Annotated in this window: 17 protein-coding genes; 9 read left to right on the forward strand and 8 right to left on the reverse strand. The window is 65.6% G+C overall.

The window, feature by feature from the left end; all coding sequences use genetic code 11:
- The first annotated feature begins 13 nt into the window (after window positions 1-13).
- From EPK82_RS12945 to EPK82_RS12970, 6 genes are all read left to right on the forward strand, one after another.
- Complete coding sequence (locus tag EPK82_RS12945) at window positions 14-652, forward strand: SDR family oxidoreductase (RefSeq protein ID WP_134676826.1); 639 nt, start codon at window positions 14-16, stop codon at window positions 650-652.
- Between the two features lie 13 nt (window positions 653-665).
- On the forward strand, window positions 666-1316 hold the full coding sequence (locus tag EPK82_RS12950; RefSeq protein ID WP_134676827.1) for a flavodoxin family protein: 651 nt from the start codon (window positions 666-668) through the stop codon (window positions 1314-1316).
- Window positions 1317-1528: 212 nt separating this feature from the next.
- Window positions 1529-1984 carry a MarR family winged helix-turn-helix transcriptional regulator gene (locus tag EPK82_RS12955; RefSeq protein ID WP_134676828.1) on the forward strand — a complete coding sequence of 152 codons (456 nt, stop codon included), beginning with the start codon at window positions 1529-1531 and terminating at the stop codon, window positions 1982-1984.
- Window positions 1981-3927 (forward strand): FUSC family protein, encoded by a 1947-nt coding sequence (locus EPK82_RS12960; RefSeq protein WP_134676829.1) that lies wholly within the window; start codon window positions 1981-1983, stop codon window positions 3925-3927. The genes EPK82_RS12955 and EPK82_RS12960 overlap by 4 nt, the downstream gene beginning before the upstream one ends.
- Window positions 3917-4129: a DUF1656 domain-containing protein gene (locus EPK82_RS12965; RefSeq protein WP_037048255.1), complete on the forward strand. Its 213-nt coding sequence runs from the start codon at window positions 3917-3919 to the stop codon at window positions 4127-4129. The genes EPK82_RS12960 and EPK82_RS12965 overlap by 11 nt, the downstream gene beginning before the upstream one ends.
- A gap of 7 nt (window positions 4130-4136) precedes the next feature.
- A complete protein-coding gene (locus EPK82_RS12970; protein WP_134676830.1) occupies window positions 4137-5018 on the forward strand; it encodes an efflux RND transporter periplasmic adaptor subunit in 882 nt (293 codons plus the stop codon).
- A gap of 47 nt (window positions 5019-5065) precedes the next feature.
- On the opposite strand, the gene EPK82_RS12975 is transcribed toward EPK82_RS12970, so the two are convergent.
- Entirely contained in the window at window positions 5066-6193 is a 1128-nt protein-coding gene (locus tag EPK82_RS12975) for a 2-hydroxychromene-2-carboxylate isomerase (RefSeq protein ID WP_134676831.1), read from the reverse strand.
- A 367-nt stretch (window positions 6194-6560) separates the two neighbouring features.
- Here EPK82_RS12975 and EPK82_RS12980 point away from each other — a divergent pair, with 367 nt between their 5' ends.
- Entirely contained in the window at window positions 6561-8468 is a 1908-nt protein-coding gene (locus EPK82_RS12980; RefSeq protein ID WP_134676832.1) for a patatin-like phospholipase family protein, read from the forward strand.
- 66 nt (window positions 8469-8534) lie between these two features.
- Here EPK82_RS12980 and EPK82_RS12985 read toward each other — a convergent pair whose 3' ends face one another.
- From EPK82_RS12985 to EPK82_RS13000, 4 genes are all read right to left on the reverse strand, one after another.
- Window positions 8535-9380, reverse strand: coding sequence for an alpha/beta hydrolase (locus tag EPK82_RS12985; RefSeq protein WP_134676833.1), 846 nt, complete (start codon window positions 9378-9380; stop codon window positions 8535-8537).
- A complete protein-coding gene (locus EPK82_RS12990) occupies window positions 9377-11746 on the reverse strand; it encodes a TonB-dependent siderophore receptor (RefSeq protein WP_244229957.1) in 2370 nt (789 codons plus the stop codon). The genes EPK82_RS12985 and EPK82_RS12990 overlap by 4 nt, the downstream gene beginning before the upstream one ends.
- A 65-nt stretch (window positions 11747-11811) precedes the next feature.
- Window positions 11812-12732: a DUF4880 domain-containing protein gene (locus EPK82_RS12995; RefSeq protein ID WP_134676835.1), complete on the reverse strand. Its 921-nt coding sequence runs from the start codon at window positions 12730-12732 to the stop codon at window positions 11812-11814.
- A complete protein-coding gene (locus tag EPK82_RS13000; RefSeq protein ID WP_134676836.1) occupies window positions 12729-13247 on the reverse strand; it encodes a sigma-70 family RNA polymerase sigma factor in 519 nt (172 codons plus the stop codon). Before EPK82_RS13000 ends, EPK82_RS12995 begins: the two co-directional genes overlap by 4 nt.
- 412 nt (window positions 13248-13659) lie before the next feature.
- Here EPK82_RS13000 and EPK82_RS13005 point away from each other — a divergent pair, with 412 nt between their 5' ends.
- Window positions 13660-15246, forward strand: a complete 1587-nt coding sequence (locus tag EPK82_RS13005) for an ABC-F family ATPase (RefSeq protein WP_047584975.1) — start codon at window positions 13660-13662, stop codon at window positions 15244-15246.
- A gap of 59 nt (window positions 15247-15305) precedes the next feature.
- On the opposite strand, the gene EPK82_RS13010 is transcribed toward EPK82_RS13005, so the two are convergent.
- Window positions 15306-15914, reverse strand: coding sequence for an FMN-dependent NADH-azoreductase (locus EPK82_RS13010; protein WP_037048282.1), 609 nt, complete (start codon window positions 15912-15914; stop codon window positions 15306-15308).
- A 116-nt stretch (window positions 15915-16030) separates the two neighbouring features.
- Between EPK82_RS13010 and EPK82_RS13015 the strand changes: the two genes are divergently transcribed.
- A complete protein-coding gene (locus EPK82_RS13015) occupies window positions 16031-16933 on the forward strand; it encodes a LysR substrate-binding domain-containing protein (protein WP_134676837.1) in 903 nt (300 codons plus the stop codon).
- 1 nt (window position 16934) lies between these two features.
- Here EPK82_RS13015 and EPK82_RS13020 read toward each other — a convergent pair whose 3' ends face one another.
- Together EPK82_RS13020 and EPK82_RS13025 are read right to left on the reverse strand one after the other, a co-directional pair.
- A complete protein-coding gene (locus EPK82_RS13020) occupies window positions 16935-18617 on the reverse strand; it encodes a methyl-accepting chemotaxis protein (protein ID WP_037048287.1) in 1683 nt (560 codons plus the stop codon).
- 117 nt (window positions 18618-18734) lie between these two features.
- Complete coding sequence (locus EPK82_RS13025) at window positions 18735-20054, reverse strand: Na+/H+ antiporter family protein (RefSeq protein WP_047588499.1); 1320 nt, start codon at window positions 20052-20054, stop codon at window positions 18735-18737.
- Window positions 20055-20096 lie beyond the last annotated feature (42 nt).

The following is a 20096-nucleotide window of genomic DNA, read 5'->3' on the forward strand; positions in this document are numbered from 1 at the left end:
CGGCAGATCAGTCATGAAAAGGGTACTCATCCTCGGCGCCACCGGGCAGATCGCCCAATGGGTGGCCCGAGGTCTGGGGCAACACGAAGGTGTGCAGCAGACCTTGCTGCTGCGCAACCCCAGGAAGCTCAGCGGCGAGGAGCCGAACAACGCACAGGTGGTGATCGGCGATGCCCTCGACAAGAAGCTCCTGCGCAAAGTCGTGACCGGGCAGGACATCGTCTACGCCAATCTCGCCGGTGAAGACCTGGACAAACAGGCCCAGGCCATCATCGCCGCCATGCAGAGCGCCGGGGTGAGGCGCCTGATCTTCGTCCTGTCGCTGGGCATCCATGACGAGGTTCCAGGCCGCTTCGGCGAGTGGAACCGCGCCACTATCGGCGAGGACCTCAAGCCCTACCGCCGGGCCGCGGATGCCATCGCGGCCTCGGGCCTGGACTTCACCATCCTGCGCCCGGCCTGGCTGACCGACGAGCACGAGGTGGATTACGAGCTCACCGGCAAAGGCGAGCCCTTCAGCGGCACCGTGGTTTCACGCAAGAGCGTGGCCGACCTGATCGTGCAGATCATCAAGCAGCCCACATTGCACATTGGCGCCGACCTCGGGGTGAACAAGCCCGGCAGCGACGGCGACAAACCATACTTCATGTAAAGCGAGGCCGACGATGTTCAAGTGGATCGCCCTGTTGCTGGGAGTGCCTATCGCCGTGGTGATGCTGGAGCTGCAGGCGGTCACCTGGATAGAAAGCCTGCAGGCGCGCCAGCTGGCGAGTCGACAGCCCGAAGTCAATCCGCAGGACGAGGCCCGTACGGCCGTGGTGTATTTCTCCCGCTCGGGCAATACCGCACTGGCCGCACGGCAGATCGCCAGGCACCTTGACGCCCGACTGTTTGCGCTTGAGGCGCCAGCCTATTCGCTTGGCCTGAGCGGTCTGCTGCATGCACTCAAGGACGCCTACAGGCTCAAGGAAAGAGCCGAGGCACTCCCGCAGATCAACCCGAGCAACATCGATCTGACGTCATTCGATACCGTCTGGCTCGGATCACCGGTGTGGCTCTACAGCCCCGCGCCACCGCTCTGGAGCTTCGTCGAGCACAACCGCTTCGATGACCAGCACATCGTGCTGTTCAACACTTACAACAGCAACTTTGGCGACGAACACATTGAGAGGCTCAAGGCCAAGCTGATGGCACGAGGGGCGCGCTCATTCGAGCATCGCCACATCCAGCGTGGGCGCATGAGCCGGCAGACGCCCCCCGAGCAGATGCTTCAGGCTATCGAGGAGCAATGGTTCAACGGGCAAACCAGTCCCTGAGGTTCGTTACTGGCCCAGCGCTGCTGCGACGTATACCGGGCGCGGCTACCTGCCCTCCTCCCACCTGCGTTGTGGAACGCTCCGCCAGGCGTCCGCCTGCATCGACTCGGAACAGCCGCATGACAAGGAGGACATCTTGATGCTCAAATCAATTGCCTAAGCAATGATTTGAATTTAAATTACTACGCTCCATGTACTGACGAGTCACCCACATGCCCTCCAAGACCGCCGCCCTCCACGACCTCACCAATGCCCTGCAACCGGTGCGCAGAGCCTGGAAAAAAGCGGTCTCTCGTGTCATCGCCGACACCGGCATATCCATGTCGCTGGCGACAGTCGTGGTGCTGGTCCACCGCAACCCGCAGGGCATGACCCAGAAGGAGCTGGCCGAGGAAGCCGGTATCAATCCCGGAGCCCTGGTACGCCTGCTGGACCAGGCCACCGAGATGCGACTGCTGGAAAGAAGGCAGGTGCCAGGGGACAGGCGAGCCAACACACTGCACACCCAGCTCTCCGGGGCAAAACTGGCCGAGCAGGTGGAAGCCGCGGCAGACAAGCTGCGCCTGGAACTGATGCTGGACGTACCGCAAGCGGATATCGAGCGTGCCACGGCCCTCCTGCGCCTCTTCGAGGAACGGGCCAATCAGTACCTGCTGGACACTCCATGAAACCCAGCGCCCCGCAACTGCTATACGCGGTGAAGCTCTACCTGTCGGCGATGCTCGCTTACGCCCTGGCAGTCAACCTCGGTCTGCTCAACCCCTACTGGGCCATGGTGACTGCCTGCGTGCTCAGTAACCCGGTCAGCGGCGCAGTCAGGGCGCGCGCCACCTACCGCCTGGGCGGCACCCTCTTCGCCGGGGCACTGACCCTGCTCATGTCCGCCTATCTGAGCAATGCCCCGCAGATGCTGGTGATCTGCTCGGGGCTGTCGGCCGCCGCAATGCTGGGCGCATCCCATCTGGACCGCACCCCCAGGGCCTATTTCTTCCAGCTGGGAGCCCTGACCATGATGCTGGTCGCCATTGCCTACATCAATCATCCGGACACCATGTTCCACATGGTGGTCACGCGGGTCACGGAGATATGCCTGGGCATCGTGAGTGTCACACTGGTCGACAGCCTGCTCTTTCCCTCATCGCTGGCGCCGGTGTTGCGTGAACGTCTCAAAGGCTGGTTGCCCGACATGCTGCGCTGGCAAGAAGACTGCCTGGATGGCAAGCCGGTCGATGCGCAGACCGAGCTGGATCGAATCAGGACCCTGGGCGATATCGCGTCGTTCAGCCAGCTGATGTCCACCCTGAGCTACGACAGCTCGGTCGACCGGAGCACCCGCCAGGCCGCTGCCACCCTCCAGCAGCGCCTCCTGAGCCTGGTGCCGCTGCTGAGTGCCATCGGCAACGTCCTTGCCGACTTGCCCGAGACCCTGCGCCAGCCCCTGCGGCCCTACCTGGCGGAAGTCCGTCACCAGGCGCGCAGTGAGACGCCGAACCATGAACAGCTTGCCGGGCTGCTACCAGATACGGCGAGCTTGTCAGCCTGGGAGCGACTGATCGTCGATGCGCTCCACGACCATATCCATCAGTACCTCGAGCTGTGGGCCGAGGCTCGACAACTGGATGCCTTTCTGGATGGCGAGCCCCTGCAGCTCGAGCTGCACGAGCGTGTCCGGCAAGCCAGGGCGTTCCCCTTGCCGGCCGACACGGACATGGCCACGCGCATGTTCGCCGGCATCCTGGCGACCTATACCCTGCTGTGCCTGCTCTGGTACTTCACCGGCTGGGAACAGGGCGCCAACATGGTGCTGCTGGGCGTGGTGGCCATCGCCTTCTTTGGCAGCGGTGACGAGCCCGGCTACGCCATCAGTCACTTCGGTCGCTTCGCCCTGATCGCCATGGGGCTGGGCTTCGTGCTCGGCTATGTGCTGCTGCCTCTGGCCAGCGACTACACCAGCTTCCTGCTCGTCATGGCGCTGTTTCTCCTGCCCCTGGGCGCCTGGGCGGCCATCAACCCACTGGCGACTCTGGCCATCGCGCTGTCGTTGAGCAGCATCAACTTCCAGGGACACTACGCGCCGTATGACCTCGGTTTCTTTCTGGAAAGCACCTGCGGCACGCTGGTCGGCGTCTATTGCGCCTTCATGTGCGCGGCCCTCTTCCGCCGCTGGGGCGCACAGCCCATTCTCGACCGCCTGGAGCGCCAGGACAGGCGGGCGTTGCAGCGCCTCAACGCTCACGCGAACGAGCAGGAGCTGGCGCGCTACCAGAACACCACGCTGGATCGCATCACCGCTCAGGCTCCCCGGCTTGCCGCCATCGGCCAGGGGGCAGAAATCCCCAACCTGCTTGCCCGCCTGGAGGCAGGAATCAATCTGGCCACACTGCGCCTGGCCAGTGCCAACGGCCAGGAACCTGCCGTCCTGACGAGCGAGCTGTGGCAGCACCCGTTGCCGCGCGACGAGCAGACACGACGCCGCTTGCTCGACCAGCTGGACGCCGGCCTGGACGCAGCCTGGCAGCGCCACGACAGCCGACAGCTACGCCCCCTGACCTGGCTGCGCCTGCGCCTGTTCCCCAACGCCGCCGACTGGAGCCCGCGTGATGATCGGTGAAATCAACCTCGATGGCCTGTACATCTCGCCCTTGCTGTTGTGCCTGATCGCAGCCTTCGTCCTGCGCCTGGGCCTGTCTCGACTACTTGCCTGGACCGGCGCCTACCGACTCGTCGCCCAGCGCCCCCTGTTCGACACCGCCCTTTACCTGTTGCTGACTGGCGGGCTGTTTCACGGCCTGCAGCTACTGACCACCCCATGAGGACCGCATGACTCGTCCCACCCCACTCCGCGTGCTACGCCCGCTGGTGACCCTGGCAGCAGTACTGGGTGCCGCGCTTGTCCTCTGGCAGCTCTACCTCTACTACACCTACGCACCGCAGACCCGCGACGGCAAACTGCGCGCGGATGTGGTGCCGCTGGCGACTGACGTCTCGGGGAAGGTGGAAGCCGTCTACGTTCACGACAATCAGGTCGTGCAGAAAGGCGAACGGCTGTTGAGCCTCGACAAGGAACGCCTGCGCAACGCCCTGGCCCAGGCCGAAGCAGCCGTGGAACGCAGCAGGGTGCAACTGGCGTCGGCACAACGCGAACGCAAGCGCTATCTCGAACTGAAAACGGCAGTCTCCGCGCAACAGAAAGACTACCGCCAGGATGCTCTGGCCCAGGCCAATGCAGAGCTGCATCAGGCACTGGCAGACCGTGAACTGGCGACCCTCAACCTGCAGCGAGCCGATCTCTACGCACCGGTGGACGGGGTGGTCACCAATTTCTCGCTGCGGCCGGGCGCCTACGCCAGCGCCGGACAGCCGGTCATGACCCTGGTCGACAGCAGCAGCTTCTACGTCGCCGGCTATTTCGAAGAAACCAAGCTGGCGCAGATCAGCGAGCAAGCCAAGGCCATCATCTGGGTCATGGGCGAGCCGGAGCCACTGCGCGGTCATGTGGAAGGCTTGTCAGCCGGGATCAACGACAGCGAGCGCAGCACGGCGTCTGGCACGCTGCTGGCGAACGTGAATCCGACCTTCAGCTGGATTCGCCTGGCGCAACGCATCCCTGTACGCATCGCTATCGACGAGATACCGGAAGGCATGAAGCTGGTAGCTGGACGAACCGTTTCGGTCAGTCTGGAGCCAAGTTCGCTCCCCTGAGTCGGAGGCGGACAGCTGACTCGACGACCAATGAAGCACGGCGTCACTCACCCCCGCCGGGTCAGTTGGCTTATCAGGTCCTGCTCCAGCATCCAGATACGGTCCTGCCCCCACAGGGCTGGCAAGTCATCGATGCGAAACGACGGTACGCCCCAGAGCCCCTCGCTCAGCATCTCGCTCCGGTTGGCCTCGGCGACTGCCCGCCAGCTCGGGTCGGCCAGGGCAACGGCAAGCTCATCCGGGTCCAGCCCTGCACGCTGGGCGATCCGGGCCAGGCCGCGATCCGAGCCGGCGTCGATCCCTTCGGCGAATACCCCCCTCAGGAACGACTCCAGGAACTCGGGCCCTTTGCCCTGGCCGATGGCATGCTGGAGCAGTGCCAGGCCGCGCTCCGTTGGCGCCCCGAGCGGGTCGGCAATCGTCCCGAACGGCAGCCCCAGGCGTTCTGCCTCGCGCTTGGTGTCGCGAAGGATGTAGAGCCGCTTCTCGAGGGGGACGGGCAAACCGCGCATGACCATCGGCAGCACGAATCTCAGCCTGAGCTCAGCGCCATAATGCTCGGCCAGCTGCCTTATGCGGGGCGTGGCAATCCAGGTGTAAGGGCTGCGCAGCGAGCAGAAGAAATGCAGCACCGGCGCTTGCGTGCTGCTCACGCCCTCCTCCAGCAGCAGATCCGGCGGTGCAACGAGGGGCTGAAGGCCGGCCTCGGCCAGGCCTGCGTCTGCCAGCCTGCGTTCCAGATGATGCAGGCGATCGATCCCCCAGTACCACTCGCCCTCGAAGTAGAAGGTCGCGCCCAGGTAATGCCCCAGTCGTTGGCGCAGCTCGCCGCCGTCGGGCGCGGAAAATTCGCGGACGGGCGCCAGCTTGAAGTGGCCTGCCAGCCGCCGCGCATCGCGCGCCGACCACTCGCCAAGCCTCGCGAGGTCGGGGGCATTCTCCATCGAGGGCGGTGGCACGAGGTGACTGGAGATCCGCACCCGGTAGCGCTGCTGAAGCTGCGGCAGCAACGAGGCGGTCAGGTGGCTGTACGGGTCATCCGCCTGATGGAAGTAATGCACCACCGGCTCCTGCCCCTGCAATCGCCTTGGCACAGCGGCCAGGCGCCATCGCCAGTCACGCAGGGTCGGGCTGGTGAGCGTTCGCGTCAGGGTACGAGAGATGGCTGCTTTCAACTGCGACTCCTGCCGACACCCGTCATCCGCGCCGCGGGCGTCGTGATTATTGTTCTGCCGAGCGCCGCTGTCCTGGTGGTCAGGCTTCGGGTTCAGCGTGCGGAATGGGCATAGACGTTATGAGCATCGGCGGTCGATCTCAATGACCTGGCAAGCCATGTGTGTATCCAGACCCGAGTACCCAGGATTGCCGGCAGGTTCGAGCGCCCGAATGACATGGCCGCTGCTCTTCCAGCGCCGCAGCGCCGCCTCGAATCCCCGGACACGCCGTGACCGATCAGTACCGCCCCAAGCTGCTGGCATATGGACGGCAAAGCCGCGCTATCATGCCTGCGCCTGCGTTCGGCACGACGACTAGGAGCAGTAGATGAACGATTCGCGCCAGGCGGTCTTCGCCCAGGAATGCGACCTGATCATGAAGGGCGGTATCACCAGCGGCATCGTCTATCCGCTGGCCATTACCGAGATTGCCCAGGCATTTCGTCTGCGCAGCATCGGCGGTACCAGTGCCGGTGCCATTGCCGCGGCAGCGGCGGCCGCTGCCGAGCTGGGCCGCCAGCGCTACCAGCAGGGGCAGCTGCAGCAGGACCCCGCCGGCTTCGCCGAAATCGAGCGACTTCCCGAACACCTCTGCACCCCTGCGGCCAGTGGCCGCGGCACCAAGCTGCTGGCGCTGTTCAGGCCCGTCGCGCCCCTGCGCACGCTGTTCGACACCTTCATCGCGATCCTCGACAGCAAAGGCAAGAGCCCCTGGGTACGGGTGGTCGCGCCCCTGAAGGTCATGCTGGCCCGACACAAGCTTGCCGCGCTGCTCGGTGCCCTGCTCGCCGGAGGGCCGCTGTGGTGGAGCGCCATCGCCAGCGACAGCCTGCTGGTGTGGCTCTGGGTCGCGCTGTTCGCGGTACTTGGCAGTGCCCTGGCGGTCGTCTTGCGCCTGCTCGTGCCTGCGCTGCGGGAAATCCCGGCGAATGGTTTCGGCCTGTGTACCGGTATGCCGGCAACGGACGACAGCGCCCCCGGGGAAGCCCTGACCACCTGGCTGACCCAGTACCTCGATCGCCTCAGTGGTCAGCAGGCATTCTGCGCGGGCCAGGCCGAGGCCATCGAATGCGAGCGGCCGCTGACCTTCGGCGACCTGCGCAAGCAGGGTATCGATCTGCAGGTCATGACCACCTGCCTGAGCATGGCGCGCCCCTTCCGCCTGCCGTTCCGTGATGACCGCCAGGTGCGCGAGAACAATCAGTTCCATTTCCGCGAGGAGGAGTTCGCCCGCCTGTTCCCCCGGCGCGTGGTCGACTGGATGAGCGCGCACCAGCGCCCGAGCGACAGCGAGCGGCACGACGGCTATCTGCGCCTGCCGGTGCCGGACGACCTGCCGGTGATCGTCGCTGTGCGCATGAGCCTGAGTTTCCCCCTGCTGCTCAGCGCCGTGCCGCTGCATGCCGTGGACTACCGCAAGCCCGGCAAGCGGCTGGAGCGCTGCTGGTTCACCGATGGCGGCATCAGTTCCAACTTTCCCATCCACTTCTTCGACGCCGCACTGCCGCGACGCCCGACCTTCGGCCTCGACCTGGGGCCGACCGACGGCGCCGACGCGCAACGGGTGCGTTTCCCGCGCAACAACGGCGACGCACGGCTGGCCTACTGGCGGCGCTTTCCGCAGCACGGCCTGCCCGCCCTGCGCGGTTTTCTCGGCCAGCTCAGCAATGTCGCCAAGGACTGGAACCACGAGACCCTGTCGCTGCTGCCCGGCTTCCGCGACCGCATCGGCCTGATCCAGCTGACCCCGGACGAAGGTGGGCTCAACCTGAACATGCCCAGGGAGCGTATCGAACGGCTGACCCGCTACGGCCGCGAAGCCGGCCAGCAGTTCGTGCTGCGCTTCGGTAACCCGGCGCATTGGCAGCCCGGTGCACAGGCCTCGCCGATGAACTGGGAGAACCACCAGATCATCCGCCTGCGCCTGCAACTGGCCAGCGTCGCCGAACAGCTGCAGAGCCTGGAGCGAGCCTGCCGCGAGCTGCATGACACGCCCCAGGACTACCAGCGCTTCTTCAGCACGGATGCCAGGCACTACAGCTACCCCTTCAAGGGCCTCAACGACCTGCAGCAGGACCCGGACACCGGCCTCTACCGTACCCAGGCCGGCCTGGCCCAGGCCATGCTCGAGCAGTTGCGCCGCATTGCCCAGATGATCGAGCAGCATCCCGACAGCCATCCGGCCATCGGTGCGCCCAAGCCCACACCGGAATTGAAGCTGCGGCCACGTCTCTAGGACACCAGCGCAGATGACGATCTGCCGGGGCGGCCCGCGCATGCGGCGGGCTGCCTGGGGCGCGACTCAGTAGCGTCGCGTGCTCATCAGTTCCTCCAGCACGCGGGGGGTGACGCGAAACGGAATCGACATGTGATCCTCGCCCGCTTCGAGCTGGAAATCACTGCGTAGGCCGTACTGCGACAGCGACTCCAGGCGCAGCTGCAGCGAACGCACGTCCTGGATCTCCTGCGGCATCTCCCGGTCCCCCACCCACATGCTCAGGCTGCGGTGGGTCAGGTCCAGCTCGCCTGCTCGCGCACGCTCGACGAACGCACGCTCATGCGCCAACAGGTAGCGATCACGCCACCACAGGCTGGGGCTGATGGCGACCACGTGCTGGAACAGCTGTGGCCGGGTGAACAGCGTGTAGATGGCGAACATGCCGCCGAACGAGTGCCCGACCAGGCTGACCTGATCCCGATCGACCTTGAAGCGCTGGTTGACCCGCGGCATCAGGCGCTGCTCGATGAAATCGAGAAACAGGTCCTGGCCGCCCTGCTGCGGATCGTTGCGCTCGGGCAGTTGCGGCGGCGACAGGTCGAACGCACGACGCTCGAAATCCAGCGGCGTATCGCTGGGGTAGCCAATGGCGACGACGATTGCCTTGCGCCAGCGCTCCTGCGCCCGCTTGGCGGCATGCAACGCCGGGAAGTAGGCATTGCCGTCGAGCAGGTAGATCACCGGGTAGCCGCCGGTATAGGGCACGTCGCCCTCCGGCAGGCTGAGCATGATCCGGTAATCGCGGCCCTCGGCGCTTTTCATCAGCCATTGCTCGCTACCGTCCAGGTTGACCGGCTCGGCATGGGCGGCGGCCAGACCACCCAGCAGCAGCGCCGTCACAGCGCTGCGCAACCAGTTCAGGGCGCTCACCAGCTGTAGCTCAGGCTGGTGATCAGGCTGCGCGCCTCGCCACGGTAGCAGTAGCCGTCCTGACAGTTGACGTACTGCTTGTCGGTCAGGTTGCGCGCGTTGACGGCCAGGCGCACGCCATCCAGCTCACCGGCGAAGTCGTAGTGCACGCCAGCGTCGAACAGGGTGTAGTCATCGCTCTTCACCGTGTTCATGTCGTTGCCATATACGCTGCCGGTGTAGCGGGCGCCGGCACCAAAACCGAGACCCGACGGCAGGTTGTAGTCCAGCCACAACGCGGCCATGTGGCGCGGCGTGTCCTTCGGCTCCTTGCCCTCGTTGCCGTCATTGCTCCTGGTCACCTCGGGGTCGTTGTAGCTGTAGCTGGCGTTCAGGTGCAGGCGCTCGCTGAGGTCGGCGACCGCCTCCAGCTCCAGACCGCGTGACACCTGTTCGCCGGTCTGCACCGTGTTGAGCGGGTCGAGCGGGTCACGGGTCGACACGTTCTGCTGGGTCAGGTGATAGAGCGAGGCGGTGAACAGGGCGCTGCTGCCTGGCGGCTGGTATTTGAGGCCGATCTCGTACTGCGTGCCCTCGGTGGGCTTGAGCGGACCATTGGCGTTGGTCCCGCTCTGCGGCAGGAAGGACTCGGCGTAACTGGCGTAGGGCGCCAGGCCGTTGTCGAACAGGTACAGTGCGCCGAGCTGGTAGGTGGTGGCGGAATCGCTGGTGCGGCGGTTGCTGTCGCTCAGGTTGTCGCTGTTGCGCACATGCACCCAGTCGCGGCGTACACCGGCGGACAGGCGCCAGCGCTGGAGTTCGATCTGATCCTGCAGGTACAGACCGCTGCGCTGGGTCAGGTTGTCCTGATCGGCCAGCGGGTTGCCGGGGCGGCTGACCGGCTGGTGATAGTCCGGCGCACTGATGTCGATGGACGGCGCCGGCCCCGAGGCATACAGCACCGAGCTGTCGAACCAGGCGTAATCCCAGCCGCTGAGCAGGGTGTGCTGCAAGGTGCCGGTGGCGAAGCGGCTGACCAGGCGGGTGTCGCTGCTGACCGACTCCATTTCTTCGTACACACCGACGGCGTAGCGCTCCATCACCCCGTTGCTGATCGTGCCGTTGGGCTGCAGGTACTGGTTGGTGGTATCCAGCTGGCCGTAGCGCAGGTTCTGCTGCAGGCTGAAGGTGTCGTTGATGATGTGCTCGAACTCGTAGCCCAGCGTCCACTGGCGCTGATCGAGCTTGTCGAAGTACTCGTCGCCCTGCCAGAAATCGGTGAGGCGATTGCCATCGTGGTAGAGCATCGGCGAAGCAGCGGTCTCCCGCTCCTGATACTGGGCCAGCAGGGTCAGGCGGGTGTCGGCATCGATCTGCCAGCTCAGCGACGGTGCCAGCAGGCGCACGTCATTGTTCAGCTGCTCGATGTCGTACTCGGCGTCGCGATACACACCGACGGCGCGGAACAGCACGTCGCCCTCCTCGTCCAGCTTGCCGCCGATATCGAACTGCCCCTGCCGGTGCTCATGATTGCCGGCCTGGATTTCCACCCGATTCCTGGCGTCCAGACTCGGCCGCTTGCTCACCCGGTTGACCATGCCCCCCGGACTGATCTGCCCATACAGCACCGAGGCCGGGCCCTTGAGCACCTCGATGCGCTCCAGTGCAAAGGCCTCGGTGGCGTAGATCGACAGCCAGCCGTTGTAGGGCTGGCGCAGGCCGTCGAGGAAGTCGGCGGACATGGTAGTGTCGAAGCCACGGATGTTGATCTGGTCGAAACGCGGGTCGAGCCCGGACCCGCCGGTGCGCACACCCGCGCTGTAGGCCACCGCGTCCTCGACACGGTCGACCTTGCGATCGGCGATCTGCCCGGCCGTGACCACGCTGATGCTCTGCGCGGTTTCCAGGATCGCGCGATCCGTCTTGCTGGCCGTGCTGGCATGGCTGGCGAAGTAGCCCGGCACCGGCGCAAACGCGCTCTGCGTCGGCGCGGCCTCGACGGTAACCGGCTGCAGCTGATAGCTGTCATCGGCCGTGACCGGCCGCACCACGTAGCCGGAAGCGGTCTTCTCCGCCACCAGCCCGGTACCGCCGAGCACCCGCGCCAGGCCCTCCTCGACCGACTGCGCCCCCGTCGAGCCCGGGCTGACCAGGCCACGGACCCGCTCCGGGGAATACGACAAGGTGATGCCGGCGCGCTCGGCGTAGAGACTCAGCACCTGATCCAGCGCGCCACCCGGTACATCCGGGGCTTGCATGCGCGGCGCAGGCTCGGCGGCCATCAGTGGCGAACTCGCGGCACCGCCGCACAGCGCCAGGGCGATACAGATGGCAGTGGACAGCCGGCGGGGTTGCAACGGCGATGGCAGAGAGCGGGTAGCACGCATGAGGGTATCCATTCAGGGAGTGATCACCCCAAACCGGATGAGCGGCGAAAGTCCGACAACTTTTTTTACGCGACGGGCACGACGCGCACCCACCAGCGGGTTCGCTCGACCAGCGCGACCGGCAGCAGATGGGTGATGTTGCGCAGCATCAGCTCGGGCTCGGCGAGGCGGAAGACCCCGGACAGGCGCAAGTCGGCCACCGCGGGATCGCACCCCAGCCAGCCACGCCGATAGCGTCCGGCCTCGGCGAGAAAGTCCGCCAGACGAATATCGCGCACCACCAGCAGCCCCCGTGCCCAGGCAAAGGGATCGAGTGCCCCCGCGCCCAGCGCGCTCATGCGGGTTGCCGAAACCGCCAGCCCGTCGCCCGCCTGCAACTGCCGCTGGCCGGCTGCCGCACGCACCAGCACCTCGCCCTGCTCGACCCGTATCTCGCTGCGACCATCGCGTTCACGCACCGACATCCGCGCGTGCAGCCCCAGGCAGTCCGCGTGAGCGCAGCGCAACTGCCATTGCGCGCCCTCCACCAGCGCCTCGCCACCGCGCAGCAGCAGTTGCTGGCCATGCACGTCGAGGGCACTGCCGGTGTTGAGCAGCACCTCGACATCGCCGGCCAGGCTCAGCCGCCGGGTTTCGCCGGTGGCCGTGGCGAAATCCGCACGCCACGCCGGCGCCGTGGTAGCCGCCAGCAGCGTGGCACTGCCCGCCGTCAGCCCCAACAGCTTGAGCATGCGCCGGCGGCTCAGGTCAGCCTCGGCCCGCTGCAACAACGGGATGGTCTGCGCGGCATCTGCCAGCGGCGCCACGCGAAACAGCCCAGCCATCTGCTGCAGGCGTTGCCAGGCCAGGTCATGCAGCTCGTCCTGCGCCAGCCAGTCATGCAACTGACGCTGCAGCTCGGCACTGGCCGGATCGGCGCGCAGACGCATCTGCCACTCGATGGCCGAACGGACAACGGCTTCAGGTGGCTGCCCTGCCCGGCTCATCTGGGCGACTCGAAGCACAGGCGATAACAGTGCAGCAGCGCGCTGGCCACATGGCGTTCGACCGTGCGGCTGGACACGCCCAGTTGCCGGGCCACCTGCGCATGGTTGAGACCGCCGAGCTGATACAGCAGAAAGGCCTCGCGCACGGCGGGCTTCAGGCCATCGAGCAGCTGTGCGATCCGCTCCAGGGACTGCAGCGCCTCGTAGCGCACCTCCGGTGACGGGTGACTGGCCTCGGGCAACTGCGCCAGGGCGTCGAGGTAGGCACGCTCCAGCGCGTCCCGTCGCCAGTGGTCGATCACCAGCCCACGCGCGATACGCGCCAGCAAGGCCCGAGGCGCGCGGTCATCGACCGACTGGCCACGTACCAGCAGGCGCAGGAAGGTGTCCTGAACCAGGTCCGCCGCCTGCTGCGAACAGCCCACCGAGCGCCGCAACCAGCCATGCAGCCAGCCGCGATGCGTGCCGTACAGCACCTCGAGAGGAATGATCGAATCGGTTTCAGACGAAGACATAGCGCGGCCCAAACCACCAGGCTGAAAACACCATGCAGGGCACGGCGACCGCACGAACATTAATAGCGAATCATTCTTATTACAACCTTTCGCCGGAAGAGCGCCGCGAAAGAGCCTCCCCGCGCCCTGCCCGTGCGCACCGCCGGCGGCCCACGCCTTTTATCTCGTGCGGGCCGTAACGGGCTGTGGTTCCGGGTGCCAAGTGTTACCATTGCCGGCTTTGGCGCAGACAGGCTCCTGCGTCACGACGCCCGACACACTCACCCATGCCTCGGACCCCGCGCGCCCTCGCCGGCATGACGACGTCATGGCCCAGCGACACGCGGCCTCACGCCCTGTCGGGCCAAGCCAACGAGCTTGAAAGCCGGTATCCCTTAAACAGCGCATCTCAAGTTACTGATAGGTAAGTCCTTTGATCTCCACCGCCAATATCACCATGCAGTTCGGCGCCAAGCCGCTGTTCGAGAATGTTTCCGTCAAGTTCAACAACGGCAACCGCTACGGCCTGATCGGCGCCAACGGCTGTGGCAAGTCGACCTTCATGAAGATCCTCGGCGACGATCTGGAGCCCAGCGCCGGCCAGGTCATGCTCGAACCCAACGTGCGCCTCGGCAAGCTGCGCCAGGACCAGTTCGCCTACGAGCAGTTCACCGTCATCGACACGGTGATCATGGGCCATCAGCGCCTGTGGGAGGTCAAGGCCGAGCGCGACCGCATCTACTCGCTGGCCGAGATGAGCGAAGAGGACGGGATGAAGGTTGCCGAGCTGGAGGGCGAGTTCGCCGAGATGGACGGCTACACCGCCGAATCCCGTGCCGGCGAGCTGCTGCTCGGCCTGGGCATTCCGCTGGAACAGCACTTCGGCCCGATGAGCGAAGTGGCACCGGGCTGGAAGCTGCGCGTGCTGCTGGCGCAGGCGCTTTTCTCCGACCCCGAGGTGCTGCTGCTCGACGAACCGACCAACCACCTGGACATCAACACCATCCGCTGGCTGGAAAACGTCCTGGTGCAGCGCAACAGCACCATGATCATCATTTCCCACGACCGTCACTTCCTCAACTCGGTCTGCACCCACATGGCCGACCTGGACTACGGCGAGCTGCGCCTGTTCCCGGGCAACTACGACGAGTACATGACCGCCTCCACCCAGGCGCGCGAGCGTCTGCTGGCCGACAACGCCAAGAAGAAGGCGCAGATCGCCGAGCTGCAGACCTTCGTCAGCCGCTTCTCGGCCAACGCCTCCAAGGCCAAGCAGGCCACCAGCCGCGCCAAGCAGATCGACAAGATCCAGCTCGAAGAGGTCAAGCCGTCCAGCCGCGTCAGCCCGTTCATTCGCTTCGACCAGAACAAGAAGCTGCACCGCCAGGCCGTGACCCTGGAGAAAGTCAGCAAGGGCTTCGACGACAAGCAGCTGTTCAGCAACCTCAGCCTGCTGGTCGAAGCTGGCGAACGCGTCGCCATCATCGGCCCCAACGGCATCGGCAAGACCACCCTGCTGCGCACCCTGGTCGGTGAACTGACCCCGGACAGTGGCGCCGTGAAGTGGACCGACAGTGCCGAGGTCGGCTACTACGCGCAGGACCACGCGCACGACTTCGAAGCCGACGAGACCCTGTTCGACTGGATGGGCCAGTGGACCAGCGGCGAGCAGAACATCCGCGCCGCACTGGGCCGCATGCTGTTCTCCTCCGACGAGATCCAGAAGTCGGTCAAGGTGCTCTCCGGAGGTGAACAGGGTCGCATGCTGTTCGGCAAGCTGGCCTGCCAGAAGCCCAACGTGCTGGTGATGGACGAACCGACCAACCACCTCGACATGGAATCGATCGAAGCGCTCAACCTGGCGCTGGAGAACTACCCGGGCACCCTGCTGTTCGTCAGCCATGACCGCGAGTTCGTAGGCTCCCTGGCCACCCGCATCATCGAGCTGTCGGAGACCGGCGTGACCGACTTCAGCGGCACCTACGACGACTACCTGCGCAGCCAGGGCATCATCGTCTGAGCCTGCCCCGGAAAATGAAAAAGCCCGCGAAAGCGGGCTTTTTCATTGGGGCTGCCGACTCAGGCGGTGGCGAACAGCTCGCTGATGCGCTGCGCCGCGCCCTTCATGGCTTCGGCACGCGGCTCGTCACCATAGGCGAGGCCTTCGGCACGAACGATCTCGATGTCGTCGATGCCGACGAAGTTCAGCATGCGCACCAGGTAGTCCTCATGCGCCTGGCCGGACGGCAGGCCGGCATGCACGCCACCGGCACTGGATGCGATCACCACGGTCTTGCCGCCTGCCAGCCCCACCACGCCGTTCTCGGTGTACTTGAAGGTCTTGCCGGCCACCGCGATGCGGTCGATCCAGGCCTTCAGCTGACTGGGGATGGCGAAGTTGTACATCGGCGCGCCGATGACGATGGCGTCAGCGGCGAGGAATTCTTCCAGCGTGCGCTCGGCCAGCTCGGTTTCATGGCGCTGCGCGGCGTCGCGCAGTTCGGCCGGGGTACCGGCAGCCACCAGGCTGGCGGCGGAGAAGTGGCTCAGGGCATCGCTGGCGAGGTCACGGTAGGTCACCTGAACGCCCGGGGACGCGACGCTCCAGGCCTCGACCACGGCCTTGCTGAGCTGACGGGAAGCGGATGCATCACCCAGGATGCTGGAATCGAGGTGCAGTAGTTTCATGGAGCTCTCCGATAATGACGCAAGGGCAAAAACGATGGGAGAGATGCTACTCATGAAACCAATAGCCGATAAGACGGCATAAATGCGATAGTTCGTCCTACTCATAGGACGATGACATGCATGACCTCAACGATCTGTTCTACTTCGCCAAGGTAGTGGAAGCCGGTGGCTTTGCCGCTGCCGGACGCATCCTGGGCATCCCCAAGTCGCGCCTGTCACGGCGCATCGCCGAGCTGGAACAGCGCCTGGGCGCCCGCCTGCTGCAGCGCAGCACACGCAAGCTGGCGCTGACCGATATCGGTGAACGCTACCTGCGCCATTGCCAGGCCATGTTACTGGAAGCCGAACAGGCCGAGGAGACCGTGGCCAACCTGACCAGCGAGCCGCGTGGCCGGGTACGCTTCTCCAGCCCCAGCGGGCTGACGCTGCTGTCCGAGGCCACCAACAGCTTTCTCGCCCGCTACCCGAAGGTGCAACTGGAAGTGCTGCATACCAATCGCCGTGTGGACCTGCTCAACGAGGCGGTGGACGTGGCCCTGCGCGTGCGCATGGCCGATGACGAGGAACCTGGCCTGATCACCCGGCGCCTGGTGCCGGCGCACGCTCATGTCGTGGCCCACCCGGACCTGGTCGCCGGGCTGCAGCTGAACCACCCCCGGGACCTGCAGCAGCTGCCGGCACTGGGCGCGGTTGGCGCCGACCGACGCATCCACCTGCGCTTCGTGCATGAGGTGACGCAGGAGGCCAGCGAGATCGCCCTGGAAGCCCGGCTGGCGATCGATGACTTCCCCATTCGCAAGTCAGCGGCGCTGGCCGGACTGGGTATCAGCATGCTGCCGACGACCTTCTGCCACGAGGAACTGCGCGCAGGCCGACTGGTCGCGTTGCTGCCGCAATGGCACGTGCCACAGGGACACGTGCAACTGGCCTATGCGCACCGGCGCGGCATGTCGCCGGCCGTTCGCGCCTGGATCGAGCACCTGAGCGAAGCGATCAATCGCTGGAACCTGCCGCTCTGATTCAGATGCGGAACTGACGCACCAGCGCGCCCAGGCGCTCACCGAGGCCCGCCAGGCTGCGAGCGGTCTGCGCGCCACGTTCGGTTTCATCCGCCACGCTGTCGACCGCCACGGCGATCTGGTGCACGCTGCGATTGATCTCCTCGGCCACGGCCGTCTGTTCCTCGGCGGCGCTGGCGATCTGCGCGTTCATCGCGTTGATGGTGCCGATCAGCTGGGCGATGGCGTCGAGCGATTCGCCAGCCTTGTTGGCCTGCTCGCTGGTCAGTTCGCCGGCATCGCTGGAACGCCGCATCGAGGTCACCGACTCCTGGGTGCCCTGCTGCAGGCGATCGATCATGCCCTGGATTTCCTGGGTGCTCTGCTGGGTCCGGCTGGCCAGCGCACGGACCTCGTCGGCGACCACCGCGAAACCGCGCCCGGCCTCACCGGCACGTGCCGCCTCGATGGCCGCGTTGAGCGCCAGGAGGTTGGTCTGCTCGGCGATGGAGCGAATGACGTCGAGCACGCTGACGATGGACTGCACGTCCTGCTGCAGGCTGTCCAGCGACACCCCGCTGCTGCGGATGTCCTCGACCAGCGAGTGGATGCGCTGGATGCTGCCGTCGACCACCGTCTTCGCGGCCTGCCCCTCACGGTCCGTCTGCTGTGCGGCTTCGGCGGCGTTCTGCGCGCTCTTCGCCACTTCATGGGCGGCAGCCGACATCTCGTTGATCGCCGTGGCCACCTGGTCGGTCTCATGGCGCTGCTGCGACATGGCCTGTTCGGAACGCTGCGCCTGCTCGGACACCTGGCCGACCAGCTCGGTGAGCTGGCCGGTCATCTCGACGATCTGCCGGACCAGGCCATGCACCTTCTCGACGAAACGGTTGAACGAGCCCGCCAGTTGCCCCAGCTCGTCTTCGCTGGTGATCGGCAGGCGGCGCGTCAGGTCGCCCTCGCCGGCGGCGATGTCATCGAGGTTGGCCTTGATCTGTTGCAGCGGGCGCAGGAAGGCGTTGCCCAGCCAGACGCCGATCACCCCGAAGACCACCAGCAGGATGGCGGCGACCACCACGATACTGGTGATGATGGTGCCGATGCGGCGCTTGATCTCGGTTTCCACCTGGGCAACCTGCGCCTCGATGCCATCCAGGTTGAGTGCGGTACCCAGGGCCATGTCCCACTTCGGCAGGTAGTAGCTGTAGGCGAGCTTGGGCACCAGCACCGACTCGTTGCCCGGCAGCGGCGAGGAGTAATTGACGAAGTAGCTGTTGTTCTTGGCGACGTTGACCAGCTCACGGTTGATGTAGACACCGTTCGGGTCGCGCCGGTCGGCCAGGCTCTTGCCGACGTCCACCGGGCTGTCGCCACGGAACAGGCGCACGACGTTGGAGTCGTGGCCGAAGAAGTAGCCGTCGGCGCCGTACTTGATCTTGGAGAGCACGGCGATGGCCTGCTCGCGGCTGGCCATGTCACCCTGCGCAGCGCCGTCGTAGAGCCCCTTGACAGCGCCGAGGGCGATCTGGATGTAGTGCTCGAGCTCGCTGCGTTTCTCCTGCACCAGGCGCTCACGCGTCTGGGCAATCTCTTTCTCCGCCATGCTCTGCAGCACCTTGGCCGCGGTGCCGCTCAGCACCAGGGCGAAGAGGATGACCGGAACCAGCGCAAGCAGTATCACTTTGGTTTTCAATGTCAGGCGCATTGTTATTGTCCTTGAGGGAAGGCACACCAAGACGGGGGCAAGGGTATATCGGCAGCCCCGCCCAGGAGTTAAGCGACAGGATGCGCGCAGAACTTAATCCGGCGCAGGTGCAGACCCTTACAGCAGCATAGCGGCGGCCCAGCCGAACACCAGCAACGGCAGGTTGTAGTGCAGGAAGGTGGGCACCACACTGTCCCAGATGTGATTGTGCTGGCCATCGGCGTTCAGCCCCGAGGTCGGCCCCAGGGTCGAGTCCGATGCCGGGGAGCCCGCGTCCCCCAGCGCCCCCGCCGTGCCGACGATGCTGACGATGGCCAGCGGGCTGAACCCCAGCTGCACGCCCAGCGGCACGAAGATCGCGGCGATGATCGGGATGGTCGAGAACGAGGAGCCGATGCCCATGGTCACCAGCAACCCCACCAGCAGCATCAGCAGCGCGCCGACCGCCTTGTTGTGGCCGATCAGCGTCGCCGCCCCGTCCACCAGCGTCCTGACCTCGCCCGTGGTCTTCATCACTTCGGCGAACCCTGCTGCGGCAATCATGATGAAGCCGATCATGGCCATCATCTTCATGCCCTCGGTGAACAGCCCATCCGCCTCTTTCCAGCGCACCACGCCAGACACGGAGAAGATCACGAAGCCGGCCAGCGCGCCGATGATCATCGAGTCCAGCCACAGCTGCACGACGAACGCCGCCGCGATGGCCAGCCCCGCGACCAGCAGGCTCAGCGGGTTGTATTGCACGTCGACGCGCTCGGTCTGCGCGACCCGCTCCAGGTCATAGACGCGCTTGCCGCGATAGCTGAACAGTACGGCCACGAGCAGGCCGAAGAGCATGCCCAGCGCCGGTATGGCCATGGCATGACTGATGTTGATGCCACTGACGTCGACGCCGGACTTGGCGACATTGGCCAGCAGGATCTCGTTGAGGAAGATGCCGCCAAAGCCGACCGGCAGGAACATGTACGGGGTGATCAGGCCGAAGGTCAGCACGCAGGCGATCAGGCGGCGATCGAGTTGCAGCTTGCTCAGCACATAGAGCAGCGGCGGCACCAGCAGCGGAATGAACGCGATATGGATCGGCAGCAGGTTCTGCGACGAGATCGCCACGGCCAGCAGCAACCCGATCAGCACCCACTTGAGCGCACCGCCACTGCCCTCCTGCTGCTTGCCGACCAACGCCAGGGCCCGATCCGCGAGGGCATGCGCGAGGCCGGACTTGGCGATCGCCACGGCAAAGGCGCCGAGCAAGGCATAGGACAAGGCGACGGTCGCGCCACCGCCCAGCCCCTGGTTGAAGGCATTCAGCGTGCCTTCGATTCCCAGGCCACCCAGAAGTCCCCCGGCCAGTGCCCCGACGATCAGCGCCACGACCACATGGACGCGGCAGAGACTGAGGACCAGCATGATGCCGACAGCGGCGATTACAGCGTTCATAAAGCGTATACCTGCAGGTATGCCGGCCCTGGCCGGCGCAAA

It is taken from the genome of Ectopseudomonas khazarica (genome assembly GCF_004521985.1).
GTDB classification, from domain to species: Bacteria; Pseudomonadota; Gammaproteobacteria; order Pseudomonadales; family Pseudomonadaceae; genus Aquipseudomonas; species Aquipseudomonas khazarica.

Coding starts and splice junctions, on each gene's coding strand:
- EPK82_RS12980 (WP_134676832.1), top strand. CDS start 6,561: ATGAACGATTCGCGCCAGGCGGTCTTCGCCCAGGAATGCGACCTGATC.
- EPK82_RS12970 (WP_134676830.1), top strand. CDS start 4,137: ATGACTCGTCCCACCCCACTCCGCGTGCTACGCCCGCTGGTGACCCTG.
- EPK82_RS13000 (WP_134676836.1), bottom strand. CDS start 13,247: ATGTCTTCGTCTGAAACCGATTCGATCATTCCTCTCGAGGTGCTGTAC.
- EPK82_RS12990 (WP_244229957.1), bottom strand. CDS start 11,746: ATGCGTGCTACCCGCTCTCTGCCATCGCCGTTGCAACCCCGCCGGCTG.
- EPK82_RS12960 (WP_134676829.1), top strand. CDS start 1,981: ATGAAACCCAGCGCCCCGCAACTGCTATACGCGGTGAAGCTCTACCTG.
- EPK82_RS12965 (WP_037048255.1), top strand. CDS start 3,917: ATGATCGGTGAAATCAACCTCGATGGCCTGTACATCTCGCCCTTGCTG.
- EPK82_RS13020 (WP_037048287.1), bottom strand. CDS start 18,617: ATGCGCCTGACATTGAAAACCAAAGTGATACTGCTTGCGCTGGTTCCG.
- EPK82_RS12950 (WP_134676827.1), top strand. CDS start 666: ATGTTCAAGTGGATCGCCCTGTTGCTGGGAGTGCCTATCGCCGTGGTG.
- EPK82_RS12955 (WP_134676828.1), top strand. CDS start 1,529: ATGCCCTCCAAGACCGCCGCCCTCCACGACCTCACCAATGCCCTGCAA.
- EPK82_RS12995 (WP_134676835.1), bottom strand. CDS start 12,732: ATGAGCCGGGCAGGGCAGCCACCTGAAGCCGTTGTCCGTTCGGCCATC.
- EPK82_RS12945 (WP_134676826.1), top strand. CDS start 14: ATGAAAAGGGTACTCATCCTCGGCGCCACCGGGCAGATCGCCCAATGG.
- EPK82_RS13025 (WP_047588499.1), bottom strand. CDS start 20,054: ATGAACGCTGTAATCGCCGCTGTCGGCATCATGCTGGTCCTCAGTCTC.
- EPK82_RS13010 (WP_037048282.1), bottom strand. CDS start 15,914: ATGAAACTACTGCACCTCGATTCCAGCATCCTGGGTGATGCATCCGCT.
- EPK82_RS13015 (WP_134676837.1), top strand. CDS start 16,031: ATGCATGACCTCAACGATCTGTTCTACTTCGCCAAGGTAGTGGAAGCC.